The following is a 21,675-nucleotide window of genomic DNA, read 5'->3' on the forward strand; positions in this document are numbered from 1 at the left end:
GGATGAACCACCACGAGCCGAGGACGGACGTGCGGGTCGAAGTGTGGATGCGAGACGCCTCACCACTGCCCGATGACCCTCGAGCGACAGTACTCGCACGGCTCCGCGAGTTCGAGGCCGAGGGGATCGTGGACGACGTCTCGGTACGGATCTGGGGGACGTTCCTCGCGGTACCGGAGGATGGGACCGACGAACTCGATCCACCGATTCGCGGTCGGGTCGGGAAGTTCCAGCGATGGGCCGAGCGTAACGGTCACTCCCTCGAGCCGGCCTTCGACCGGTTCGAACGATCGTCGATAGTTTCGGAGGGAGAGACCGACGTGATCCGGCTTCCCATGCAGTGTCTGGCGGTCTACGAGGACGACCGCCTGGTCGGGGTCTTCCCCTGCTCGACAGGTGACGGGACGAACACGGTCGCGGACTGCGTAGACCGTCTGGAAACGGGTGACGTCGTCGGTGATTCGGACGTCGAATAGCTGGATCCCGGGGCCCGGAGGCCGACGAAACGTATGACCCCGCACCCGGTCGACACCCGCACCCGAATCCGACGACGGGCAGCCCCGTTACTCGCCGCCGTTCTCGTCGGGACCGCGAGTGCCGTTCCGCAGACGTTTCCCACGCAGCCGTTGCTCGAGACCCTCGTCATCGCGCAGGCGTCGCTCCTGGCCATCGTCATCTCCGTGTCGATGATGAGCATGCAGGTGTCGACGAACCGGTTCGCGCCACAGCTCTCCCAGCTCTACCGCGAGAGTAGCTTCAACGCGATCGTCGCGAGGTTCGGGATCTCGATCCTCCTGGACCTGTCGCTGTTCGCGCTGCCGGGAGCCTGGATGGATCAGGCGGCGGTCAGGGTCGGCGTCGTCGGTGTCGTCATCGGCGTCGCATCGTGGGCGTTCGTCTCGCTACTCGACATCGAGGATCGGTTACTCGTGTTCCTGAACCCGGAGCCGGTGCTGGAGTCGCTGGTCGAGTCCGTCTCGTTCGACCGGTACCACGCGTTCTCGGTCAATCGACGCGAGGAGGGACTGGTCGCCCGGAATCCCATCCTCGAGATATTCCAGCTGGCACAGACCTCCCTCGAACAGAGCGACAACTACAGCGCCTTGCGCGCCGTCGACGCACTGGAAGAGGCCACCGAGCGGCTCCTTTCCGGGTACGCCGAGCTCCCGGGAGAGCGTCGGACCGAGGCTACGTCGAGCGTCCACAAGCTGTTCGACTACTGGGACCGGATCGCGGACAGGGCCGTCGAACGCGGGGCCGACGACGTCCTTCACGCGATCGTCGACGCCGAACTCGCCGTCGGGCGAGAGGCTATCGACCTCGACCTCCCGACAGCAGCTACGGGTGCCGTCGATGCGGTGTTCCACTTCTGTGCGGTCACGCTCGCGAACAACAGGCTGGAGTCGGGATACCACGCGACCCTCGGTGACCTGCTCTCGGCGAGTCTCGAAGCGGGGATGCTCGAGGTCGCACGGCGTGCCGTGACCGACCTCGCGAGGCTCTCCCAGCTCGTGGACCGCCGCGACGACGACCTCCTCGTCGCCGACGACGAGCGAATCACGCCACACGAGGAGTTCTTCGACAACTGGGCGTACTTCCTGGACGTCCATCACCCCCGGCTGGGGACCGACCAGTGCCGGTCGCTGTACGTTCACTTCGAACGCCAGTACCGGAACGTCCGCGAGGAGGCCACGGCTGACGGCCGAGTCGCCGATCTCGATCGCGTCGCGGCCCCGGGGTTCCGTGCCGTCGGCATCGCCGCCGCAACCGCCGACGTGCAGTGGGCGGTGAGTCGAACTACTGAACACCTGCTCGAACTCGCGCTGCTCACCGAGCGGACGTCGGACCCCTACGTGGACGATATCGGGCGGATCGTGGACGCCGGTGGGAGGAACGGCGTCGAGGACGCGATCCACCGACTCCGTGACTGGATTGAATCCGGGGACGATCGGCCCGGTGCGGATTCGTCCTGGCTCGTCGCCGATCCCGTTACTGACGACCACTCCGGAGCCGACGGTCGCGAATCGACGGACCATGCACGGCCCGTTCGTCCCTCGAACGCCGACGAGGAGCTCGATCGTCTGCTCGACACCCTCGAAACCACCCTCACCGAGACGGCGAGTGTGGAGTGACGAGCCCCTGTCCCGGCCATGACCGCTACTACGGGAGAAGGACGACCCGCCCGGTCGCTGCTGCGACGACGGCCAGGTAGAACGCAGTCCCGAACGCCGCACTCGTCACGACGACCGGATCGGGGTCGCGCCGGGGCAGAGCGTGACGGACGAGCGGGAGCCCGGTGAGCTCCGGGCGCGTCAGGACGCGATTCATGAAAACACCGAACGCGCCCACGAGCACGGGACCGAAGAGCACGCTGTTGAACAGCCGAAGCAGCCACTCCGTCGTCCCGTCCCCGATCCTGAACGTCGCGACGGGGCCGAGAACCGTCCGCGGGGGTGGTAGCACGGTCAGTGCCGCCCCGTAGTTCGCATACAGGAACAGCACCGTCCCGAGCACGATGGCGAGCAGTTTGATCGCCCCTCCTCGCCGGGGGGAGAGCGGACGTGGAACCAGAACACGCCGAGGAGAAACACGGCGTTCATCCCCAGCCACGGCCCGAGGTTCTGTATCGCGAGCGGGAGGCCCGTCGCCAGGATGCCCATGCTGAACCAGTCGAGGCTCAGGAGCCGCGTGTTTGGACACGATCCACCGAGAACCTGTCTTCGGTGAACCGGATGGAGCAGGTGGACGACGGCCCGTACGAGAAGAAACGTCGGGACCAGTAACACGTACGCGAGCAGACGGAGCTGGAGTCCTGCCGGTGTCGCGACCGTCCCGATGGCGAGGGCGGTGGAGAAGTCGATCACCCCGTTCACTAACCAGAACGTGAGCAGTGACGGTGCGAACAGACACCCGTTGAGAATCGTGGCGAGATGGTCCAGGGAGTACGAGAACTCCTGTGAGAACAGGTCAACGAGGGCGGAACGAAGGTTCGCCCGGAGTTCGAGCAGTGGACCGAGCCGATCACGAGTCGCTTCCAGTCTCATCCTCCGATCAAGCTAACCTGCTCGTCCTCGGATATTCGCCGGGGAGTCGGGATCCCGACCTCCCCCGAACGGGGGCGATCAATCCCTCACGTCGCGGAACGCCGCCTCGACCACCTTGTTCAGCGTCGGGTGGGCGTGAATCGCGCCGGCGACGTCGTCGACGGTCGCGCCGGTCCGCATCGCGAAGACGGCCTCGTGGAGGAGCGTCGACGCCTCGTAGCCGATAGCGTGCGCGCCGAGAATCTCACCGTCCGGGGCGGCGAGCACCTTCACGAATCCGTGGTCGAGCTTCTTCGCCCGGCCCATCGCCGAATCGGCGTAGTCCGCCCGTCCGACGGCGTACTCGGTGCCGTCGGCCTCGAGTTCCTCCTCGGTGGCCCCGACGCCGGCGATCTGTGGCTCGGTGAAGATCGCGTGGGGCATCGCCGAGAGGTCGAGCGCCCGCCGTTCATCGCGAACGACGTTCGCGACCGTGTGCCGGGTCTCGTAGTCCCCGGCGTGTTTGAACAGCGCGTTGCCCGCGATGTCGCCCTGTGCCCAGACGTTCTCGGCGGTGGTCCGGAGGTACTCGTCGGTTTCGATGAACCCCCGGTCGTCCACCTCGATCCCCGCGGCATCGAGATCGAGCGTGTCGCTGTTGGGCCGTCGTCCGAGCGCGACGAGCACCTCGCTCCCCGCGACGGTCAGTTCGTCGCCGGCCTCGGTCTCGGCGTGAACGGCGTACCCGTCGCCCGTCTCCTCGACGGCCGTCGCGCGGTGACCCGTGTAGACTTCGTGGCGGGCAGCGGCGATCTCGGTGAGTGTCTCGGCGATCTCGTTGTCCTCGCGGTGGACCAGCGAATCGTTCATCTCGATGACGGTGACGTCGCTCCCCATAGCCTCGAAGAAGTGTCCGAGTTCGACGGCGATGTACCCCCCGCCCATGATGACGAGGCTCTCGGGTGTCTCCCGAAGGTAGAGGGCGTCCTGGCTCGTGAGGTAGTCGACCGCCTCGAGTCCCTCTATCGGCGGGACGAGCGGACGGCTCCCGGCGGCGACGACCACCTTCTCTGCGGTAACGGCCTCGCCGTCGAGTTCGACCGTCCGCTCGCCGACGAACGAGGTGCGCTCTCTGAATAGCGTCAGGTTCTCCTTCTCCTCGTATCGGGCCTCCATGTCCGCTGAGATACCCCCCAGCAAGTCGCCCATCTCGTTGACCACGGCTTCGTGGTCGACGCCGTGTAGCGTGGCGTCGACGTGGAACCGGTCGGCCTCCCGGACGTGGTTGACCGCGTTGGCGGCCTGAATGAGCATCTTCGAGGGGTTGCATCCGCGGTTGAGACAGGTTCCGCCGAGCGGACCGGGTTCGACCAGCGCCGTCTCCAGTCCGGCCTCGGCTGCCGCGGCGGCGACGTTGTTCCCCGTTCCTCCGCCGATGACGAGCACGTCGAAATCAGCCATACGTGCCGGAGCGACGGAACCGCTGATAAAGAACCCCTCGCGGTGGTCCGTCCCGGTTGCACGGACGTCCGTCCGACTTGGAAGCGGACTGCACACCCGAACCGTATTAATAACTGAGCCGGACGGCCGTTCCGTCGTGTCAACGTTCGTCGTCGTCGGTGGTGATGCCGCCGGGATGTCAGCAGCCAGTAAAGCGAAACGCGACGATCCGGATCTGGACGTCGTGGTCTTCGAGCAGGGCGCGTGGGTCTCCTACGGTGCCTGTGGCCTACCGTATTACATCAAGGGGGAGATCCAGTCGCTCGAGGATCTCGTCTCCGTCACTCCCGAGGAGTTCCGTGAGGAACGGGATATCGACCTCCGAACCGGACACGAGGTGATCGACATCGATACGGGCGAACGGACCGTCACGGCACGTACCGAAGACGAAACGGTGAGACAGGAATACGACCATCTACTCGTCGCGACCGGCGCGGAAGCGGTCACGCCGCCGATCGACGGGTTAGGTCGTACCGGCGTGTACACGCTCGGATCCATGTCGGACGGGAAGGACCTCCGGGAGTACGTCGGGCGGGCACGATCCGACGGGAACCTCCAGCAAACCGATCGCGGACCCGCCTGTCAGTTCCTCGAATCGTGTGCCGGGCCCGTAGGGATCGTCGGCGGCGGGTACATCGGCGTCGAGATGGCCGAAGCGCTCGCGGCCAACGGGTTCGAGGTCCACCTCTTCCAGCGCGGCGACCGCACCTGAAACCGTTCAGTACGGCCACCAGCGAGGCCGTCCTCGACCACCTGAACGAGCAGAACGTCGCGGTCTATCTCGAGACGGAAGTTCAGGAGCTCGCCGGTGGTGACGCCGTCGAGGCAGTCGTGACGGCCGACGACCGCGTCCCGGTGGAGATGGTCCTCGTCGGGACGGGTGTCCGGCCCCGGACCGACCTCGCCGAGGACGCCGGCATCGATCTCGGCGAGACGGGAGCGATCGCGACCGACGCGTACCGGGAGACCAATCAGCCGGACGTGTACGCCGCGGGTGACTGTGCGGAAGCCGAACACGTCGTGACCGGCGAACCGGCCTACGTCCCCCTCGCGCTGACCGCCAACCGACACGGACGGGCGATCGGCCGGACGGTCGCAGGTGATCCGACCGAGGGTGGCGGTGTTGCGGGAACGGCGGTGGTCAAGGCGTTCGACGTCGAAGCGGCGCGGACGGGGATCCTCGACCACGAGGTGGCTCGCGAGGCCGGCTTCGATCCGGTGACGGAGACGATCGAAGCCAAGTCCCGTGCCGGCTACTATCCCGAGGGTGGGACCGTCCGGGTGACGCTCGCCGTCGATCGCCCGTCCGGGCGCGTTCTCGGGGGAAGTCTCGTGTCCGAGTACGGGGAAGGCGCTGTCCACCGGAGTCACGCGCTCGTCGGGGCGGTAACCGAAGGAGTCTCCGTGGGCGAACTCTCCAACTACGACCTGGCGTATGCGCCGCCGTTCAACACGACGTGGGACCCGATCCTGACGGCTGCGAAGGTCGTTGACGATCGGCGATGACCGTACACGGGCCAGTAGCGCGATCGAGAGATGAGAGCGCGGGCCGATCCGGACAGGTTCTCCCGGGTACGCGGTCCTGGCAGGCACGAGGCTGTGGAAACAGGTCCGACTCTCGGGCCCGATCGAGCAGATATCTCTCCACGGTCACCTATCAGAGAACGAATCCCAGAACACGTCCGGCAATTCTCGGTCGGTGTTCTCCTGGAGGTACTCCTGTTTCGTCAGGTTGGCCTCCTCGATGAGCGCGGCAGCCTCCCCGGCCCAGATGCAGAAACCGATCAGTGTCTCTCGCCGCGTCCGCTCGAGATCAACCGAGTGGTACACGTTGACAACGCCGCCACCTTCGCGATTCAGTTCGGACCGCTGGAGGAGCCCGAGATCTACGAGGTCGTTCAGGTACCGGGTTACGGTACTCCGGTCGTATCCGAGTGATTCGGCGATCTCGCTGGCCGGAAGGGGACCGTCGCCGATAACTCTCAAACAGATATCCAGGCCGGCCTTCGGGAGTCCGAACACCTGGAGAAGCACCCGTCTCACTTCCGGTGGTCGAACACGCATTTCCGGATCGGTTACGGGATCCATCGGTTCCCCGTGACAGGTCATCGACGGATCATCGTGACCGACCGCAAGGGCGGTGTTGTCACAGTCCGTACACTCGAGAACGGTGTACAGGCTCGTTGATGGATCGTACTGCACCTTCTCGGTGGCGTCATGATCCGGATCCGACACGCCCGTACTCGATGCCTGGTAGCTCATGGTTCGGGGACGAGAACGCCCTGGAGCTCGTCACGTGCGCGCTCGGTCCACACGTCGAGCCCCTCTTGGAGGAGTTCCCGGGCCTCCTCGACCTCGGTCGCGGTGTAGACGTAGCAGTGTCCACCCCCCTCGAGGAGCCGGCGTCGACGGTGGGCGAGATCGAGTTCACCAAGTCGACGGAGCGAGCGATTGACGTTCGAGCGGTCGATCCCGATGATCTCCGCGAGTTCCTGCGTCGTCGCGTTGGGTCGGCCGAGCAACGCGTGGTAGACCTGAAGATCGCGCGTGTTCAGATCGAATGCTACCGAGAGGATGTCGTCGATCTGGGGAGTGACCGAGACGGGCGTCCGTGGATCGCGACCGGGGAACCCCATCTCCGGCGATTCGGCGGTGTTACCGGACATCTCAGACTACCTCCGGGTCCATGTGTTCGGTCGCCCAGGTGAGCATCTCCCTCAGTAGCGGGGCGAGCGACTCACCGCGTTCGGTCGGTTCATACGTGACCCTGAACGGACGGTCGCTGACGACCGACCGCTCAACGACCTGGTACTGGCCCTCAAGGGTATCGAGGCTCTCGGTGAGCATCTTCCCCGAGATGCCGTCGATGTCGCGTTTCAGCTCGCTGAACCCCATCGGTCCGTCGCGAAGCAGTCGATAGAGGACGACAGGACACCACTTCCGGCCGAACAGGTCCGTCATGGAGATCAGCGACTCCTGAGGGTGGGCCACGGTTCCCTTCCGCCCGGGTGTGATCTGTGGTTCGGTGCTGCTCATAGTGGTTCACTCCACTCCTCTCCTGTGCGGTCTCCCACCTGAAACGCGTCCCTGTGATCGTCGGTCGGGGGTACTCGAAACACGTTGGTACACATACTCCACTCGATTCGATTTCCTGGAGCTTACCAACGTACGTCGGTCCCGAGCCCTGTCGTCCTGTGTTTGTGTTCCGACCAGGGACCGCCGTGGAACCGGTAAACCGTCGCTCAGCCGACCGCGAGCAGTCGATAGCCGTCGGTTGCGAGTCGGCCCACGTCGGGACCGTGCTCATCCGGCCCGCCGTACAGCCGGAGCCCCGCCTCCAGACAGGTCTCCTCCGCGCCGTACCTGTGGGCACAGAACCCGCACGCGCCCGCGATCAGCGACCGTTTGCGAGCCTCGTCGTAGTACTCCCGAAGCGGGTGATCGGCCATAGACTCCAGTTCGGCAGGCCACTTCGTCGCCGGGCCGTCAAGGAACACCGAAACCTCGTGACTGTGGCTGTCGAGCCCGAGGGCGTACTGGAGGGCGTTGACCGGGGGACCTACGCCCGACGGACCGGCGTTGAGCAGGATCGCGTATCGCGCCATCACCGATGCTTGGGAGGGGACGAACATATGTCGCTCTCACCCGCGAGTGAGGGCGTTTCTCTCGCGTAACAGCCAGTCGGTTATGCCCCCTGACGGGCTTTCCGGACTTCCTCAGTGGGCCCAAAACTTCCGTCCAGACCGGCCAGGGACGTCCCGGCGAGGGCTTGGTGTGATCATCGATAGAAGGACCGTCGGTCGAGCGAACGCCTTCGGACTCGGCGGGTGGTTGAATCCAATGACAAGCATCTCATCCGGGACTGCATTGTCGACGTGCCGAGCGACAAGCAATGCGATGCCACCACGGGGAACCGTCGTGGGGACATCGGATGTTCGGGCCTTCTCGGTCTTCCCGGCCAGAACCCGATCACATCTGTTGGAATTCTGTTACGTACTGTTAGAGCGGGTCCCCTCTCCACGAGTCTGAATCGCTCCAGAACCCGTCTCACGTATTCCAGTTAACGATCAAGGATCTCGATCGCTGAGGAATCGGTCGCCAAAAGGACCGACTGAAGGGAAGAATCATCAAAATTCGTATTCGAAGACAGTGGAACCAGATTCCCGGGGATCGGGGTTTTGAACGGTCGTTCCTGCGCTAATATCACCACGACGGACGAGTGTCTCCGATATGATCAGTCTAGACCGTGGACAAGAATAGACCTCCATACGGACGGACGTAACGACCGTACCGGTGTGCGTCCGGGCGACACTCACCAATAAAAGACTACGACTGTCCGATCAGGGAGGAGGTGTGAACCAACAGGCTATTAATAAGAACTCTGACACGCAGCCAAAAATATCAAAGTAGTGAATTATTGGAAGGCGATCTCCCGCTGACGGGCTTCCTCTGACTTCGGGAGTTCGACTCGGCAGACACCGTTCTCACAGGTGGCTACTGCTTCGTCGGCCTCGACTGCTCCTGGTAATTGAACCACTCGTTCTGCCGGCGGTGCCCGTTCTTGCTGGACCGATCGTCCCTCTTCGACCTCCTGGTCAGCGGGCTCTGCTCTGATAGTCAGTTGGTTGTCAGTAGCCTGGATATCGAGATCTGCGGCGTCACAACCAGGGACATCAGTTGTCACGACGATGCTATCGGCCGTATCAGTTACGTCGGTCGCCGGCATACGCCTTGCTCGGGACTGCTGGCTTGGGGACTGACGCCCGACCTGTTGGGCCTGCTTCGACGGCTGTTGGGCTATCTGTCTAGTCGGCGATTCCTGCTGGACAGGTTGCTGGACGACATCCTGCTGAGCGCCCGCCTGGACGGCTCCCTGAACGGGTTGTCGGACGACTCCATCTTGTACGGCTCCCTGAACGGGTTGTCGGACGACGCCTTCTTGAACAGCACCCCGGACGGGCTGCTGGACGACACCCTGCCGCTGAACACCCTCTCGAACAGCACCCTGAACAGGTTGCTGGACGACACCCTCTTGAACAGCACCCCGGACGGGCTGCTGGACGACACCTTCTTCAACGGCTCCCTGAACGGGTTGCTGGACGACACCCTGCCGCTGGACACCCCCTTGGACGGGCTGCTGTTGGGGGACGGCTCGTTGAGCTTGCGGTGCTACCTGATTCGAGTTTCGAGTAGACTGAGTTTCCCGATTTTGCATTCTCAACCACCTTTGGTCATCGTGACTGTGCTCACGTTGGTATTGGTGCCATCGTGAACACACTCGTGGAAACAACGTATGTCCATTAGTGTTAATTGAGACTAATGTAAGACGGTTACACCGGTGAAACCGACTAACCTCGATCTTAGCCCCGTTATAGAGAGCAAGGAGAATACCTGACCCTTCAGGGTCAGGATGAATCCGACAATACACTACACGAACCACGTTCGATGGCTGTTCTGAGTTTCCAATCCGTAGTTTCAAGTCTTGTTCCTTCGTAGCAGTGAGCACGGTCAGGTCGGAACGGAGCGATTCCGAACGACCTTCGGAGGCGGTCTACCCGCCACTAATGAGACAATATCCGAAACGCCAACACGGTGCACACGAACGCAGAAACGTTCGCCTCGTGCCTGTTGGTCGAGCAAGCCCAAAGGTAACTCCGAGTCCGTTGAAGCGACGTTGACTCCCTGCTGGCAAAAACAACAGATGGGAGTCGAATGACGCCGAGGATAAGAGTAACGGCGGTTTGGTACCGCCAGTCAGCCACTGTCCACGATGGCTGGGTTAAACGGGTTCCCGAAAAGTGGCAGAGACATGGTTGCGAGCCTGAAACTCCCAACGCTCGGGATTCCTGCGTCTTCAGGCGCAGGAGGATGTCAACGGCAACTGCTGTGGAAGGGCGTCCCTTTCGCTCGAAACGCTTTATTCAGCCATTATTGACGCGAGCTCCCGCTCGGCCCGATCGCCGTACTCACGGATCAGGTCCAGCACTGTCTCGACGTCCTCGACCGTCGTCTTCGGATTGAGGATCGTGAACTTGAGATAGGTCGTCCCCTGGTGCTCGGTCCGCGCGACGATCGTCTCGCCTTCGTCGAGCGCGATTTCTCTGATACGGTCGTTAACCTGGTTCGCCCAGTCTCTTGCGGGCATTCCCTCTGGCGTTTGTGTCGGGCAGTAGCGAAACACCACGGTCGTGAGTTCCGACTCGTTGATCAGGTCGAAGTCGGGATCGTCCCCGACGCACCTCGCGACCCGGTCCACGAGCCCTATTACGCGGTCGACCATCGCTCCGACATCTTCGCGCCCCACGGCCCGGAACGTGACGAACGGTTTGAGCACATCAGCCCGACGCGACCACTGGACGGACTTCTCGGTGCGGTGGGGGACGCTGTCGCGTTCGGGGTTCAGATACTCCGCCTCGTGTCCGAGATACTGGTACATCTGTTCGTCTCGGACCAGAAACGCCCCGCAGCTGACGGGCTGGAACAGGAATTTGTGAAAGTCCACCGTGAGAGAATCAGCCCGTTCGATGCCGGCGAGCAAGTCGCGATGGCGGTCGCTCATCGCCAGCGCGCCCCCGTAGGCGGCGTCGACGTGGAACCAGCAGTCGTACTCATCCGCGAGGTCGGCCAGTTCCGAGAGCGGGTCGATGCTGCCAAAGTCGGTCGTTCCGGCTGTCGCGGCCAGCGCAATCGGGTGTCGACCGTCGGCTTCGAGCTCTTCGAGAATCGCTTCAGCCGCCTCCACGTCCAGTCGATACTGGTCGTCGGTGGGGACGTCAACAACCGCCTGTTCGCCGAGCCCGAGCTTCGCGGCCGCCTCGTCGATCGTCGGGTGGCCGGCGGCCGAGCGCAGAATGCGGAAGTCCTCGGCCACTCGAGGGAGTCCCTCGGCCTGGACGTCAACGTCGAAGTGTTCGTCGGCGTACCAGCCCCGCGCGAGGAAGATCCCCATGAAGTTCGCTTGCGTCCCGCCGCTCGTGAACACTCCGGCAGCACCATCGGGGTAGCCAAAACGGCACCTGAGTTCGTCGATCATCGCCTCCTCTAATACGTCCACCGAGGGACCCAAATCCCACGAGGCGTGGTTCTGGTTCATCGCCGCGACGATCGCGTCGGCCGCGATGCCCGGAATCCCAGGAGCGCAATTCAGATGTGCCAGGTACTTCGGATCGTGAAACCGGACAGCGTGCTCGAGCACTGTCTCACAGACCGTCTCGAGTGCGCTCTCGATACCTTCACCCTCGTCTGGCATCGGCTCGATGTCTTCGAACGTGGCACGCAGTTCCGCCGGACTCGCACCGGAGTATACGTCGTTCCTGTCAACCAAGGCTTCGATGACTGCTGCCTGGGCTCGCTCCATCGCTTGCTCGTAGCGAGCGACGCTCCGCTTGTCCGGATCGAGGAACAGCGCATCTGCCTCTACCATAACCGCCACTGCAGTATCTATAGAAAAAACAGTAACTTTCGATATCGTAACCACCGACCGAACTGCTGACCGTTCCCTTACTGAAACCTTCCTGCAGTCATGCGGTTTCATATCATATCGTGTTTCTATGGCATCAGCAACGGTCGAGTCGTAGAGACATTTTTTCAAATAATTGTTGAATACTTTGTCGAAGTTAGATCGAAGATCCCGACACAGGACCCCCGGTTACACGGGTCGCAAACATGTTGAACGACGAGCAATACGACGCCGTCACGACGTACTGTCACGAGGACGTTGTCATGCACCGGCCCGGTGACGTCGACGAGGTAGGCCTGGACGCGTACATCGAGCACTACCGCCACCTTCACGGGACGTTTCCCCATTTCCAGGCAAGGATCAGGGATGTCCTCGCCGATGACGACCGCATCGATCTCCGCCTCGCGCTGACAGGTACCCACGAGGACGAGCTAATCGGTCGAGCCCCGACAGGCACGAGTGGCGCGTTCTCCGCACAGATCATCTACCAACTGTCGAACGGCCGGATCATCGAGGAGTGGCACGAGAGCGACCGGCTCGGGCTCCTCCGACAGCTCGGTACGTGTTGATACGACTCCGTACCCATCGGTCGGTCGAGCACGCGAGCCGGGAACGTCCTCGGGAATCGGGTGTACTCTCGGCAACCAGAGGAGGGACCGTTCGGCACGACCGCCAACGCGGGTCGGTCCTACGACGAGAAACAGTACTAGCACGACATGTCTTTATTAAGAGATAGCATACAGTAGGTCCTATACGTGCTAGCGGTCGTGTCCCGAACGAAACCGGCGAACATCGACAAAAGCCCTGACAACGAGGCCCAGGGAACGCCTGTCTGTCCGATACGTGAGAGTTCCACGAGACACCGCGAGAGGCTTCAATGACGAGTGACCTTGACCTCGCGACGGTCGTCGCGGTCGGGGGGTATCTGTGTCTGGTGGGTCTGATCGCCTACTACGGATACACGCGGACCGTCGACGAGGCGGACTTCCTGGTCGCGGGCAGAGAGGTCGGGCCCATCGTCGGCGCGGGAACCCTCCTCGCCTCCCAGATCAGCGCCAGCACCGCCATCGGGGCCGTCGGAATCCACTACCTGTTCGGACTCGGGTTCATCTGGGTCTGGGTGGGCATCCTGGTCGGCTGGCTCGTCGCACTCGCGTTCGTCGCCCCGCAGCTCAGGCAGTTCGGTGGCATGACCGTCCCGGACTTCGTCGGCACCCGGTACGCCGACGACGGGGCGGACGGCGACTACGCCCGCGCCATCAGCACGGTCCTCATCGTGGCCGTATTCACGCTGTTCCTCACGGCCCAGTACACCGCTGGCAGCCTCGTCTTCCAGCGACTCCTCGGGGTCACCGAGACCGTCGGGATCGGCCTCACGGCCGCCATCGCCATCGCCTACACCGCCTTCGGCGGGATGCGTGCCAGCGTCGTGACCGACGCCCTTCAGGCGGTCGTACTGGTCGGTGGTCTGGCGCTCGTGGTTCCGGTCGCGCTGGCCGAGGTCGGCGGCATCGGGACGCTCGTTACCCGACTGGAGGCCATCGATCCGACGCTGGTCGGACAGGCGTTTCCGCTCCCCCGGATAACCGGATTCGTAGTGGCGTCGGCGGTGGGGATCGCCGCCGCGCCGGTCGAGATCTCGCGCTTCTACGCGATGCGCGACGAGGATACCGTCCGGACGGCCATCCGCATCTCGCTAGTGGCACAGGGGGTGATCGCCCTGTCGGTCGCCACGCTGGGGCTGAGTGCACGGGTCCTCTTTCCGGAGCTGGGTACGCCGGACATCGCGGCGTTCGTCCTCACCCAGCAGCTTCTCGGTCCAGTGCTCGGCACACTGTTCGTCCTGGCGGTACTGTCGGCGATCCTGAGCACCATCGACTCGGTGATGCTCGTCTCGAGCGCCGGGCTCGCCCACGACGTCTATGCACGACTGATCCGGCCGGAGGCGTCCGAACGGCGGAAGCTCTGGGTCAACCGCGTTGCCGTCCTCCTCGTCGGAGCGCTGCCGGTCGTGCTGGCGTTCTACCGGGAACTGTTCGGTGGGCTGATCACCCTCATCACGCTGTTGAACCTCTCGCTCCAGGGCTCGATGCTGTTCGTCCCCGTCCTGCTGGGGATGCACTGGCGACGGGCGACGACCGCGGGGGGGATCGGGGCGATGGTGACCGGGTTCTTCACCGTCGTGGCGTGGCACGTCGGCACGGAGTTGACCGGGATCGTTCCGCGCGCACTCGCGGCGAGTATCGGGGACCCGGTCGTGCCCGGGATACTCGTGAGCTTCGTCGTTCTCGTCGGGCTCTCGCTGGCTACGGCTCCTCCGTCGGATCGCTCGACGGAACCGTTCTTTTCCGAGGCGGAGTGACTGCGGCTGTCCGGGCTCCGGCCGGGGGCTTGAACGGTTGGGAGGGGCCTGACTCGTCGGCGAGCGATGGCGACGTGGACCGGAGCGACGGCGAGAAGACATGGCCGTGGACGAACACGCAGGCGATTGAAAACGAGCTCGAACAGACGGGAGTCGAGTACCCCCGCTGTGATCAATCCTTGAGGACGGCGGCCAGTAACTTCCGCTCGGCTGCACGGAGGTGCTGGTGAAGGGTGGCGGAGGCGACGTCCAGCGACTCGGCGAGCTCCTCGGCCGTGCTCCCTCGCGGCCAGTCGTAGTAGCCGGCGTAGTAGGCCGCAGTGAGCGCCGATTCCTGCTTCTCGGTGAGTTGCTCTTGTAGTCGTTCGCGGACGGAACTCGTCGTCCGTGCGCCCCGGTCGACCTCCCGCTTGGCGACCAGCGACGACTCGGGGTTCCGGGCGGTGTACCCGTCGATGACCTCCCGGATGTCGGCGTCCGGCGGCGCCTCGACCACGAGCGTTCCGACACCGTCTTTCGCCGTGGCGGTCGTGATGGTCGCGCCGACGTCCATCATCACCTCGGCGCCGGATTCGGTCTTGCGGACCTCGAGGAGACAGCCGTCCTCGTACTCGTCGACCACCCGGCAGTCCGCGACCGCTGTCGCCTCGGCCGTCACGGCCACGGCCGTCTCCGGATCCACCCCGTCGACTCGCAGGTAGCAGAGGTGGTTCCCCTCCCGGGTGAGTAAGGCCTGCTCGATGGCCGCGTAACAGTCGAGTTCTTTGGAGACATCGACGGCGAGACACCGTTCGTCGGTTACCTCGAACTCGAGTTCAACGACCTCGTCGGAGAGCAGCAGACGCCGGTTCTCGACGGCGTGGATGGCGAAGCCGATCGTGTCACCCAACACCTCCAGGCCCGAACGGATCTCGGGACCGAACGCATCGGACTCGTCGGTCTTCAGGACCAGGACGCCGTAGAGGCGATCCCCATAGCTCAGCGGTACAGCAGCGGTCGACTCCACGCGGGTCGGCTCTTTGTCGCCGCCCCCCGGCGTGCCGTCGGTCCAGTAGTCACAGGCAACGCTGAACTCGCCGGTCTCGGCGGCCCGGGCGACGACCCCGTCGTCGACCTGTTCGAGCGGCAGTTGTTCGACGAGCGTGCGGTACCCCTCGGGGAGTCCGGCACTCGCCTTGAGCACTCGCCAGTCGCCACTAACGTCCGTTTCTGCGAGCCACGCCCCCTGGTACCGGTCAGTGTCGGCGAGTCGTTCGCAGATCCCCTGCTCGAGTTCCTCTCGCGTGGGCGCTTCGATGAGCTCCCCAATGAGGTCCTGGACGAGTTCGTTGACCCGGTTGAGCGAGGTGAGCCTGTCGCGCTGTTCGCGAACGGCCCGCTCGCTCTCGCGGAGCTCACGTTCGCGTTCGACCCGTTCGAGGTCGGCTGTGACCGTCTCCGCAAGCGTCTCCGCCAGCCGTCGATCCGCTGTAGAGAGGGTCTCCCCAGCACCGGTGAGGAGGGTGAGGGTCCCGTACTCGCCCAGCGGGAGGTGAATGCTCCCCCAGTCCGGCGTCTCGACGAACGGGTCGTCGGGATCCGGTCGGTCGAGTACCGGCTCGCCGGCCCGATACGCCCGGCCGGCGAGCGTGGATTTCAGGTCGAATGCCGGACGGGACTCGACCAGCTCCGAGGCACCGTCGGTCATCGCCACCGGTTCGAACGAGTTCGAGTCCCGGTCGAACAGCCGGACACAGGCGACGTCGGTTCCGAGGAGATCTGCGGCAGTCTCGACCGCGGTCCCCGCGACCGCCTCGGCGGTGCGTGCCTGCGAAAGGTCGCGACTGGCCCGGTTGAGTAGATCCAGACCGCGTGTCCGTCGGCGGGATTCGCTGACGTCACGGACGACACAGACGTGTCCGCCGTCGTCGAGCCGACTAATGGAGACCTCCTGCGGGAACGTCGAGCCGTCGGTGCGCCGTCCGGTCGCCTCGCCGCGCCACGCTCCCTCCTCGTGGACGGTCGGGAGGACGTCCCAGCGGAACCGTCTGGCTTCCTCAGCCCCGTAGAGGGTCTCCCACGACTCGCCGACGAGGTCTGACCCCGAGTCGTGGCCGTACACCTCCGCGTGAGCCCGATTGACGTAGACGAACTCGCGGTCCTCGTCGAGGATCGCGATACCGTTCGGGGCGGCGTCCATCGCCTCGGACCGACGGCGCAGCCGTGCCTCGCGCTCTTGATGCTCGGTGACGTCTCGGAGGTGGACCAGTACGTGACGGTGCTCACCGACCGAAAAGAGCGAGAGCGTGATTTCCACGGTCGGTCGCCCGTCCCTGTCCGTACAGCAGTCGAGCTCCCCGGTCACTCGCCGACCGGTCTCCGCGAACTCCAGGAGAGACTCTAGGTCATGCGGGAGGAGATCGCCCGGTTGTTGGGTGAGCAGGTCCTCGCGTTCGCACCCGAACAGTTCACAGGCCCGGCCGTTGCAATCGAGGACCCGGTCGGCGGTCGGGTCGATCACGAGCAGCCCGTCGTTGCTTTCCTCGAAGACCCCTCTGAGGACATCCTCCGTCCGATCGAGCGGCTGTGGCCCGGTCTGCCGTAGCGGCGCCGTCAACGAGAGCGTGTAGTGTTGTTGCCCGTCGTGATCGGTCGTCCCGACCTCGATCCGGACGGGGAGACGACTGCCGTCGGCGTCGACGAGGCGGGCAGTCGAAGCCTCGTTGAGGGGTCCAGCATCGGACCGTGCAGCCTCCCTGACTTTTCTCATGACACCACCGTCCTCGTCGACGAACAGATCATCAAGGGGCCGGCCCGACAGCCTCGCGGCCGAGCGACCGACGAGCTCTGCGGCGGCATCATTGCTGAACACGATCGTTCCCGACCCGTCGACGACGACGAGACCGGTCTCGAGACTCTCGAGGATGTCGTGGAAAAACGTGTCCTCCCCCGTGCGAGTGATCGACATACTCGATACAGAGTGAGTGAACAGTAAAAATACCTACCTAAGCACGTTGGTACCAGGAGGAACCGGCTCCGGGCCCTTTTTATTCGTTTAGCGAAGTCGGCGAGGGATCTACGAGTGCTGCCCCCTCGGTCTCGAGGTTGAGGAACTCCTCGCCAGTGACTGTCACCCGCACCCGGCCGCGGGGGTAGATCCGCGCCAGCTCACAGGCCGCCAACCCGTACAGGTGGGTTTCGACCTCGTGTCTCCCGGCATCGAGCACCAGCGCGAGCGTCCCGACGGTCGTCGTATCGCGGCGGTCGGCATCGCTCGCCGTCGCGAGGTGCTCCAACACGGTCCGTCTCATCAGCGTCATAGTATTACTGATCCGACCCAACCAGGCGTTTTCGACCGATATTCCGGGACCACCAGCGGTCGCCTCTCCGGACGACTGTCCCCGGTCTCTGGACGAACGTCCCGGTTGCCGGTTCGGTCCGTCGTCCTCTGCTCCCGGCTCGGTTCGTGCTCATCTCGGCTATTCTTCGACTGTCCGGCTGATGTCAAGCGTGTACTCCTCGAGGACGTCCCGGCCGAGGAGCACCGGATAGGTCATCTGCGACCGGTCGGTGATACTTGCCGTGATGGTCCGCCACTGACCGTTCAGCCGCAGATCCACGTCGACGAGCGGCTGCGCCTCGGTGCCGTTACCGGGTCCCGATCGGACCTCCATCGTACCGACAAGCGGCCCGGTGCCGATCCGGCCGGCGAGTTCGGTATCGATGCTCGTCCGCTTGGCACCCGTATCCGACTTGGCTACCGCCCGTTCGGTGCCGTCTCGCCCGCTAAGCCGGACCCGGGTCGTGTACCCGAGAACGTCGTCTTCCCGCTCGTCGGCGAGCGGCGGTTTGCAGCCGGGGACGGAATCGTCGAGCGTCGATTCGAGGTCGGTGACTTCCGACGCCCCGATGCTACCGCCGGCACGCTCGATAGCCAACTTGGCGATGTGCGGCGCGACGGAGACACCTGTCGCGGTGAACAACCCCTTGAATCCAGCCGTCGCGTTGACCTCGAGGATGTACCACTCCCCGTCGACCGGCATCAGATCGACGCCGGCGAGGTCCAGCCCGAGTACACTCGTCGCCTCCACTGCGAGACGGCTGGGCGCCCTCCCGAGTTGGTCGGTCACGCCCTCGACCTCACCCCCGAGGGCAACGTACGTCCGCCAGTCACCCTCCGGCGCGTGGCGACGCATCGCGCCGACGATCTCCCCACCGACCACGTACACCCGAACGTCCGAAGGCCGGTCGTCCGAACCCTCCAGGAACTCCTGGACGAACGAGCGCCGATCGGCGATCCTGGCCCCGACGGCCTCATCCGGCGAGACGATCGACAGCCGCCGTCCGTTGGTCCCGATGGTAGGTTTGTGGGCGGCCTCGTCGGGCAGGTACTCCGGCCATGCCTCGAAGGTTCGCGAAGAGCGTCCGAAATACGCGTCCTGAACGGGGAGCCCGGCTGCCGCGAGCTTCGCTCCGGCTCGGTACTTGTGGAGCGTCTTCGCGACCGCCTGTGGCGGGTTGATCACCGGCACCGTGTCCTCGTAGAGGGCAGCGAGCTGGAGATCCTCGAGCTGTTGGTCGCTCTTCGTGAGGAGCAGCCGATTCACGAGCACGTCCACTCGAGGTGAAACACGGACGCTCCCGTCCTCGATCCACGAGCAGACGTTCTCGTCGCGGATCCAGACCGGCTCGTGGCCCAGCGTTCGAACGGCGTTCAGGATCGACTTGGTCTCCTTGCTGTTGTGTGTACTCAAGACACCGACTCGTCTCGTTCCGGACGTCGTCTCGGAGCGATCGACGCTGGCGGACCGGACCGTCTCCGCCGTCCGCTCCGATCGCGCTGAATCGGGAGAAGCGCTCGTCATGGACGGTGCCTACCGCCACCATCGTGAGTGTCGACTATTACGAGTTCGTCGGCCGTGCAAGGTGATTACACGCACTCTATTCGTTTAATCCGTACTCGGACGGAAGTCGATGACCGATGAGCGACCAGCAGTCCGAGCCATTCACTTTCGATGGCGGGCAGGTCGAACCGGGAGAGATCGAGAAACTCCGCTACGCGGTCAGCGAAACGTACCTCGGGGATCCGGTTCGGATCCCGGTCACGATCATCAACGGGTCACGACCCGGCCAGACTGCGCTTCTTTCCGCGGCGGTCCACGGCGACGAACTCAATGGGATCGAGGTCTTTCGGGAAGTCGCACAGGAGTGGGATCACACGGACGTCTGCGGAACGATCGTCTGTCTCCCCGTGCTGAACGTACAGGGATTCACTGCACAGGAACGGTACCTTCCGATCTACGACCGGGATCTCAACCGCTCCTTTCCTGGAAAACGGAACAGTACGAGTTCGAACCGGACCGCCCACCGAATCTATCAGAACTTCATCGCCCCCTGTGACTTCGGCCTCGACTTTCACATCTCGACGCGTGGACGGACGAACGTGTTCCACGTCCGCGCCGACATGGACGACAAGGATGCGGCCAGACTCGCACGCGCGTTCGGGACGAATCTCATCATCGCCGGCGAGGGGTCGTCTGGGACGCTCCGCCGGGAGGCGACGGAGGACGGAGTGCCAGTGATCACGTTAGAGATGGGTGAGGCACATCGGTTCGAACGAGAGTTGATCGATCACGCTCTCGAAGGGGTCCGAAGCGTCTTCGCCGAGTACGGGATCTACCAGCAGGAGACAGTTCGGTGGCCGGGATGGCGAACGATCATCGATGGGTGGGGTGAGAAAACGTGGCTCAGAGCCGACGTCGGTGGACTCGTCGAGATGAACTACGAACGTGGCGATCTCGTTCACGAGGGAGAGACTATCTTCCAAATTACGAACCCGTTCAAATCGGAGGCGACTGTCGTGGAGGCACCCTGTACTGGTCTTCTCGTCGGCGTCCTCGAGAACCCGGTGGTCTATCCGGGGAATCCGCTCTGCCCCTTCGTCAAGATCGGCACCGTACAGGAGCGGATCATCGAAGCGAAAGCGGGGCGTACACACGGATGAACCGCCCTGAAATCCCTGGTGGAAGAGCGTTCGTCGTTTGATCCTATCGAATGCGGCCGTTCCGTACGACCGGCGCCGTACGTCCCCAGTCGCTCGACCGAACGTGGATCGGTCCTCTGATCGAGGATCGGATCCACGAGGGTTCATACGACCGGCAGGACCGGCCCGACCACGCCACGCGCTGGACTTACAAATGAATGGTTCGTGGAGAACGCTCCGATATGCTCTCCCCATCGGTTAGGCTCCGGTTCATACTGAACGGGAGCAGCCGGGGAGTAGAGCGGTACATGTTTGGCTTTGGCGCCGTAACGGCCGGTTAATGCTCGGACTCGTCTCCGACGGACTCGCGTGGGCTGCTGTCGTCATCTTCCTCACCGGTGTAGCACTATGGCCCCGCCGACGCGAAACCGGTCGGCGAGTGCTAACCGTCGCCTGGGGGGTATTCGGGCTCTTCTGGCTCCAACTCGTCCCCCACTTCGCGTTCGTTCAGAAGAGTTTCGTCGAGGGGTTCGGCGCGCTGCTCGCCGTCCCGCTCTGCTGGTACGCCGGGTACCATCTCTACGGGGGGCGTGACTCGCTCGTCACGCTCTCGCGTTCCGTGGCGTGGATGGGACTGATCTACCTCCCCTTCCAGACCATCCCGGCGGTCGTGGTCGGGGGAACGACTATCCCTGCGCCACGGACGGTGTTGATCCGCTTGGTTACCGCACAAACGGAGTGGGTGATCGAGGTTCTCGGCTACGAACCGGTGCTCGTGACCGGCGACACGGGCCTGCTGAACACGTTCAGGTTCGTTACGCCAGAGGGACACGTCATCCTGTTCTCGCTGATCCTCGCCTGCACGGGGTTGGGGAGCATCTCGATCTTCGCCGGCCTCATCGCAGCCGCCGACGCCCCGTTCGGCCGGAAACTCCGGGCCCTCGCTGTCGCAGTTCCCGTCATCTACGCCCTGAACCTCGTGCGGACCACGTTCATCGCCCTCGTCTTCGGGAAGCAGTATATGCAGTGGTTCGTCGACGAGGTGCTACTCCTCTTCGGCGGGTCGGACCCGTACATGGTCTCGTTTTACCTCTCGGACAGGGTCGTCAGTCAGAGTCTCGCGGTCGTCGCGCTAGTCGCGGTCACGTATCTCGTTCTGCGCGAACTCCCCGAACTGCTTCAGGTCGTCGAGGACACCCTCTACTTGCTCACACGTAGAGAGTACGATCTCGCTGATGCACTGAACCTCCCACGACAGCCGTGAACCGACGGTGGATCATCGATGGGAGATAGATTGACATATTCGACTTGTCTGACGATAGCCGCTGGCAGCTATAGTACGTTTGCAACCGATGACCCATGCCTGACG

The 21,675-nt window shown here is 63.9% G+C and carries 19 protein-coding genes and 1 pseudogene; 8 read left to right on the plus strand and 12 right to left on the minus strand.

Annotated features, from left to right (window positions below):
- Positions 1-2: 2 nt before the first annotated feature.
- On the plus strand, positions 3-476 hold the full coding sequence (locus tag WDJ58_RS24500) for a L,D-transpeptidase (protein ID WP_338918219.1): 474 nt from the start codon (positions 3-5) through the stop codon (positions 474-476).
- Positions 477-626: 150 nt separating this feature from the next.
- Positions 627-2,132, plus strand: a complete 1,506-nt coding sequence (locus tag WDJ58_RS24505; protein ID WP_338918220.1) for a hypothetical protein — start codon at positions 627-629, stop codon at positions 2,130-2,132.
- Positions 2,133-2,160: 28 nt separating this feature from the next.
- Here the strand turns inward: WDJ58_RS24505 and WDJ58_RS24510 are convergent, their stop codons facing one another.
- The 3 genes from WDJ58_RS24510 to WDJ58_RS24520 form a co-directional block, all read right to left on the minus strand.
- Entirely contained in the window at positions 2,161-2,463 is a 303-nt protein-coding gene (locus WDJ58_RS24510) for a hypothetical protein (protein ID WP_338918221.1), read from the minus strand.
- Between the two features lie 2 nt (positions 2,464-2,465).
- Positions 2,466-3,044 carry a hypothetical protein gene (locus WDJ58_RS24515; protein WP_338918222.1) on the minus strand — a complete coding sequence of 193 codons (579 nt, stop codon included), beginning with the start codon at positions 3,042-3,044 and terminating at the stop codon, positions 2,466-2,468.
- 78 nt (positions 3,045-3,122) lie between these two features.
- Entirely contained in the window at positions 3,123-4,484 is a 1,362-nt protein-coding gene (locus WDJ58_RS24520; protein WP_338918223.1) for a dihydrolipoyl dehydrogenase family protein, read from the minus strand.
- 175 nt (positions 4,485-4,659) lie between these two features.
- Between WDJ58_RS24520 and WDJ58_RS24525 the strand changes: the two are divergent.
- Positions 4,660-6,029, plus strand: a pseudogene (locus tag WDJ58_RS24525) (FAD-dependent oxidoreductase).
- 144 nt (positions 6,030-6,173) lie between these two features.
- Here WDJ58_RS24525 and WDJ58_RS24530 read toward each other — a convergent pair.
- The 5 genes from WDJ58_RS24530 to WDJ58_RS26480 all read right to left on the minus strand — a co-directional run bounded on the left by WDJ58_RS24530 (position 6,174) and on the right by WDJ58_RS26480 (position 9,207).
- Positions 6,174-6,785: a helix-turn-helix domain-containing protein gene (locus WDJ58_RS24530; protein WP_338918224.1), complete on the minus strand. Its 612-nt coding sequence runs from the start codon at positions 6,783-6,785 to the stop codon at positions 6,174-6,176.
- Positions 6,782-7,189 (minus strand): helix-turn-helix domain-containing protein, encoded by a 408-nt coding sequence (locus tag WDJ58_RS24535; protein ID WP_338918225.1) that lies wholly within the window; start codon positions 7,187-7,189, stop codon positions 6,782-6,784. The genes WDJ58_RS24530 and WDJ58_RS24535 overlap by 4 nt, the downstream gene beginning before the upstream one ends.
- Before the next feature lies 1 nt (position 7,190).
- Positions 7,191-7,559 (minus strand): winged helix-turn-helix transcriptional regulator, encoded by a 369-nt coding sequence (locus tag WDJ58_RS24540; protein WP_338918226.1) that lies wholly within the window; start codon positions 7,557-7,559, stop codon positions 7,191-7,193.
- A gap of 206 nt (positions 7,560-7,765) precedes the next feature.
- Positions 7,766-8,128 carry a DsrE family protein gene (locus tag WDJ58_RS24545; RefSeq protein ID WP_338918227.1) on the minus strand — a complete coding sequence of 121 codons (363 nt, stop codon included), beginning with the start codon at positions 8,126-8,128 and terminating at the stop codon, positions 7,766-7,768.
- An 809-nt stretch (positions 8,129-8,937) separates the two neighbouring features.
- Complete coding sequence (locus tag WDJ58_RS26480; RefSeq protein WP_380661989.1) at positions 8,938-9,207, minus strand: Hsp20/alpha crystallin family protein; 270 nt, start codon at positions 9,205-9,207, stop codon at positions 8,938-8,940.
- A gap of 147 nt (positions 9,208-9,354) precedes the next feature.
- Between WDJ58_RS26480 and WDJ58_RS26485 the strand changes: the two genes are divergently transcribed.
- Positions 9,355-9,795 (plus strand): hypothetical protein, encoded by a 441-nt coding sequence (locus tag WDJ58_RS26485; protein ID WP_380661886.1) that lies wholly within the window; start codon positions 9,355-9,357, stop codon positions 9,793-9,795.
- Positions 9,796-10,440: 645 nt separating this feature from the next.
- On the opposite strand, the gene WDJ58_RS24555 is transcribed toward WDJ58_RS26485, so the two are convergent.
- Positions 10,441-11,946, minus strand: a complete 1,506-nt coding sequence (locus WDJ58_RS24555) for an aspartate aminotransferase family protein (RefSeq protein ID WP_338918229.1) — start codon at positions 11,944-11,946, stop codon at positions 10,441-10,443.
- A gap of 197 nt (positions 11,947-12,143) precedes the next feature.
- On the opposite strand from WDJ58_RS24555, the gene WDJ58_RS24560 reads away from it, so the two are divergent.
- Positions 12,144-12,551 carry an ester cyclase gene (locus WDJ58_RS24560; protein ID WP_338918398.1) on the plus strand — a complete coding sequence of 136 codons (408 nt, stop codon included), beginning with the start codon at positions 12,144-12,146 and terminating at the stop codon, positions 12,549-12,551.
- A 308-nt stretch (positions 12,552-12,859) separates the two neighbouring features.
- Positions 12,860-14,344 carry a sodium:solute symporter family protein gene (locus tag WDJ58_RS24565; RefSeq protein ID WP_338918230.1) on the plus strand — a complete coding sequence of 495 codons (1,485 nt, stop codon included), beginning with the start codon at positions 12,860-12,862 and terminating at the stop codon, positions 14,342-14,344.
- A 172-nt stretch (positions 14,345-14,516) separates the two neighbouring features.
- Here WDJ58_RS24565 and WDJ58_RS24570 read toward each other — a convergent pair whose 3' ends face one another.
- The 3 genes from WDJ58_RS24570 to WDJ58_RS24580 form a co-directional block, all read right to left on the minus strand.
- Complete coding sequence (locus tag WDJ58_RS24570) at positions 14,517-17,291, minus strand: bacterio-opsin activator domain-containing protein (protein WP_338918232.1); 2,775 nt, start codon at positions 17,289-17,291, stop codon at positions 14,517-14,519.
- Positions 17,292-17,370: 79 nt separating this feature from the next.
- Positions 17,371-17,622 (minus strand): hypothetical protein, encoded by a 252-nt coding sequence (locus tag WDJ58_RS24575; protein WP_338918234.1) that lies wholly within the window; start codon positions 17,620-17,622, stop codon positions 17,371-17,373.
- Positions 17,623-17,802: 180 nt separating this feature from the next.
- Positions 17,803-19,077 (minus strand): RimK/LysX family protein, encoded by a 1,275-nt coding sequence (locus WDJ58_RS24580; RefSeq protein WP_338918235.1) that lies wholly within the window; start codon positions 19,075-19,077, stop codon positions 17,803-17,805.
- A 227-nt stretch (positions 19,078-19,304) separates the two neighbouring features.
- On the opposite strand from WDJ58_RS24580, the gene WDJ58_RS24585 reads away from it, so the two are divergent.
- A complete protein-coding gene (locus WDJ58_RS24585) occupies positions 19,305-20,327 on the plus strand; it encodes a succinylglutamate desuccinylase/aspartoacylase family protein (protein ID WP_338918236.1) in 1,023 nt (340 codons plus the stop codon).
- A gap of 319 nt (positions 20,328-20,646) precedes the next feature.
- Positions 20,647-21,570, plus strand: coding sequence for an archaeosortase A (artA, locus tag WDJ58_RS24590; protein WP_338918237.1), 924 nt, complete (start codon positions 20,647-20,649; stop codon positions 21,568-21,570).
- Positions 21,571-21,675 lie beyond the last annotated feature (105 nt).

Source organism: Salinirubellus litoreus (assembly GCF_037335815.1).
Classification (GTDB): domain Archaea; phylum Halobacteriota; class Halobacteria; order Halobacteriales; family Haloarculaceae; genus Salinirubellus; species Salinirubellus litoreus.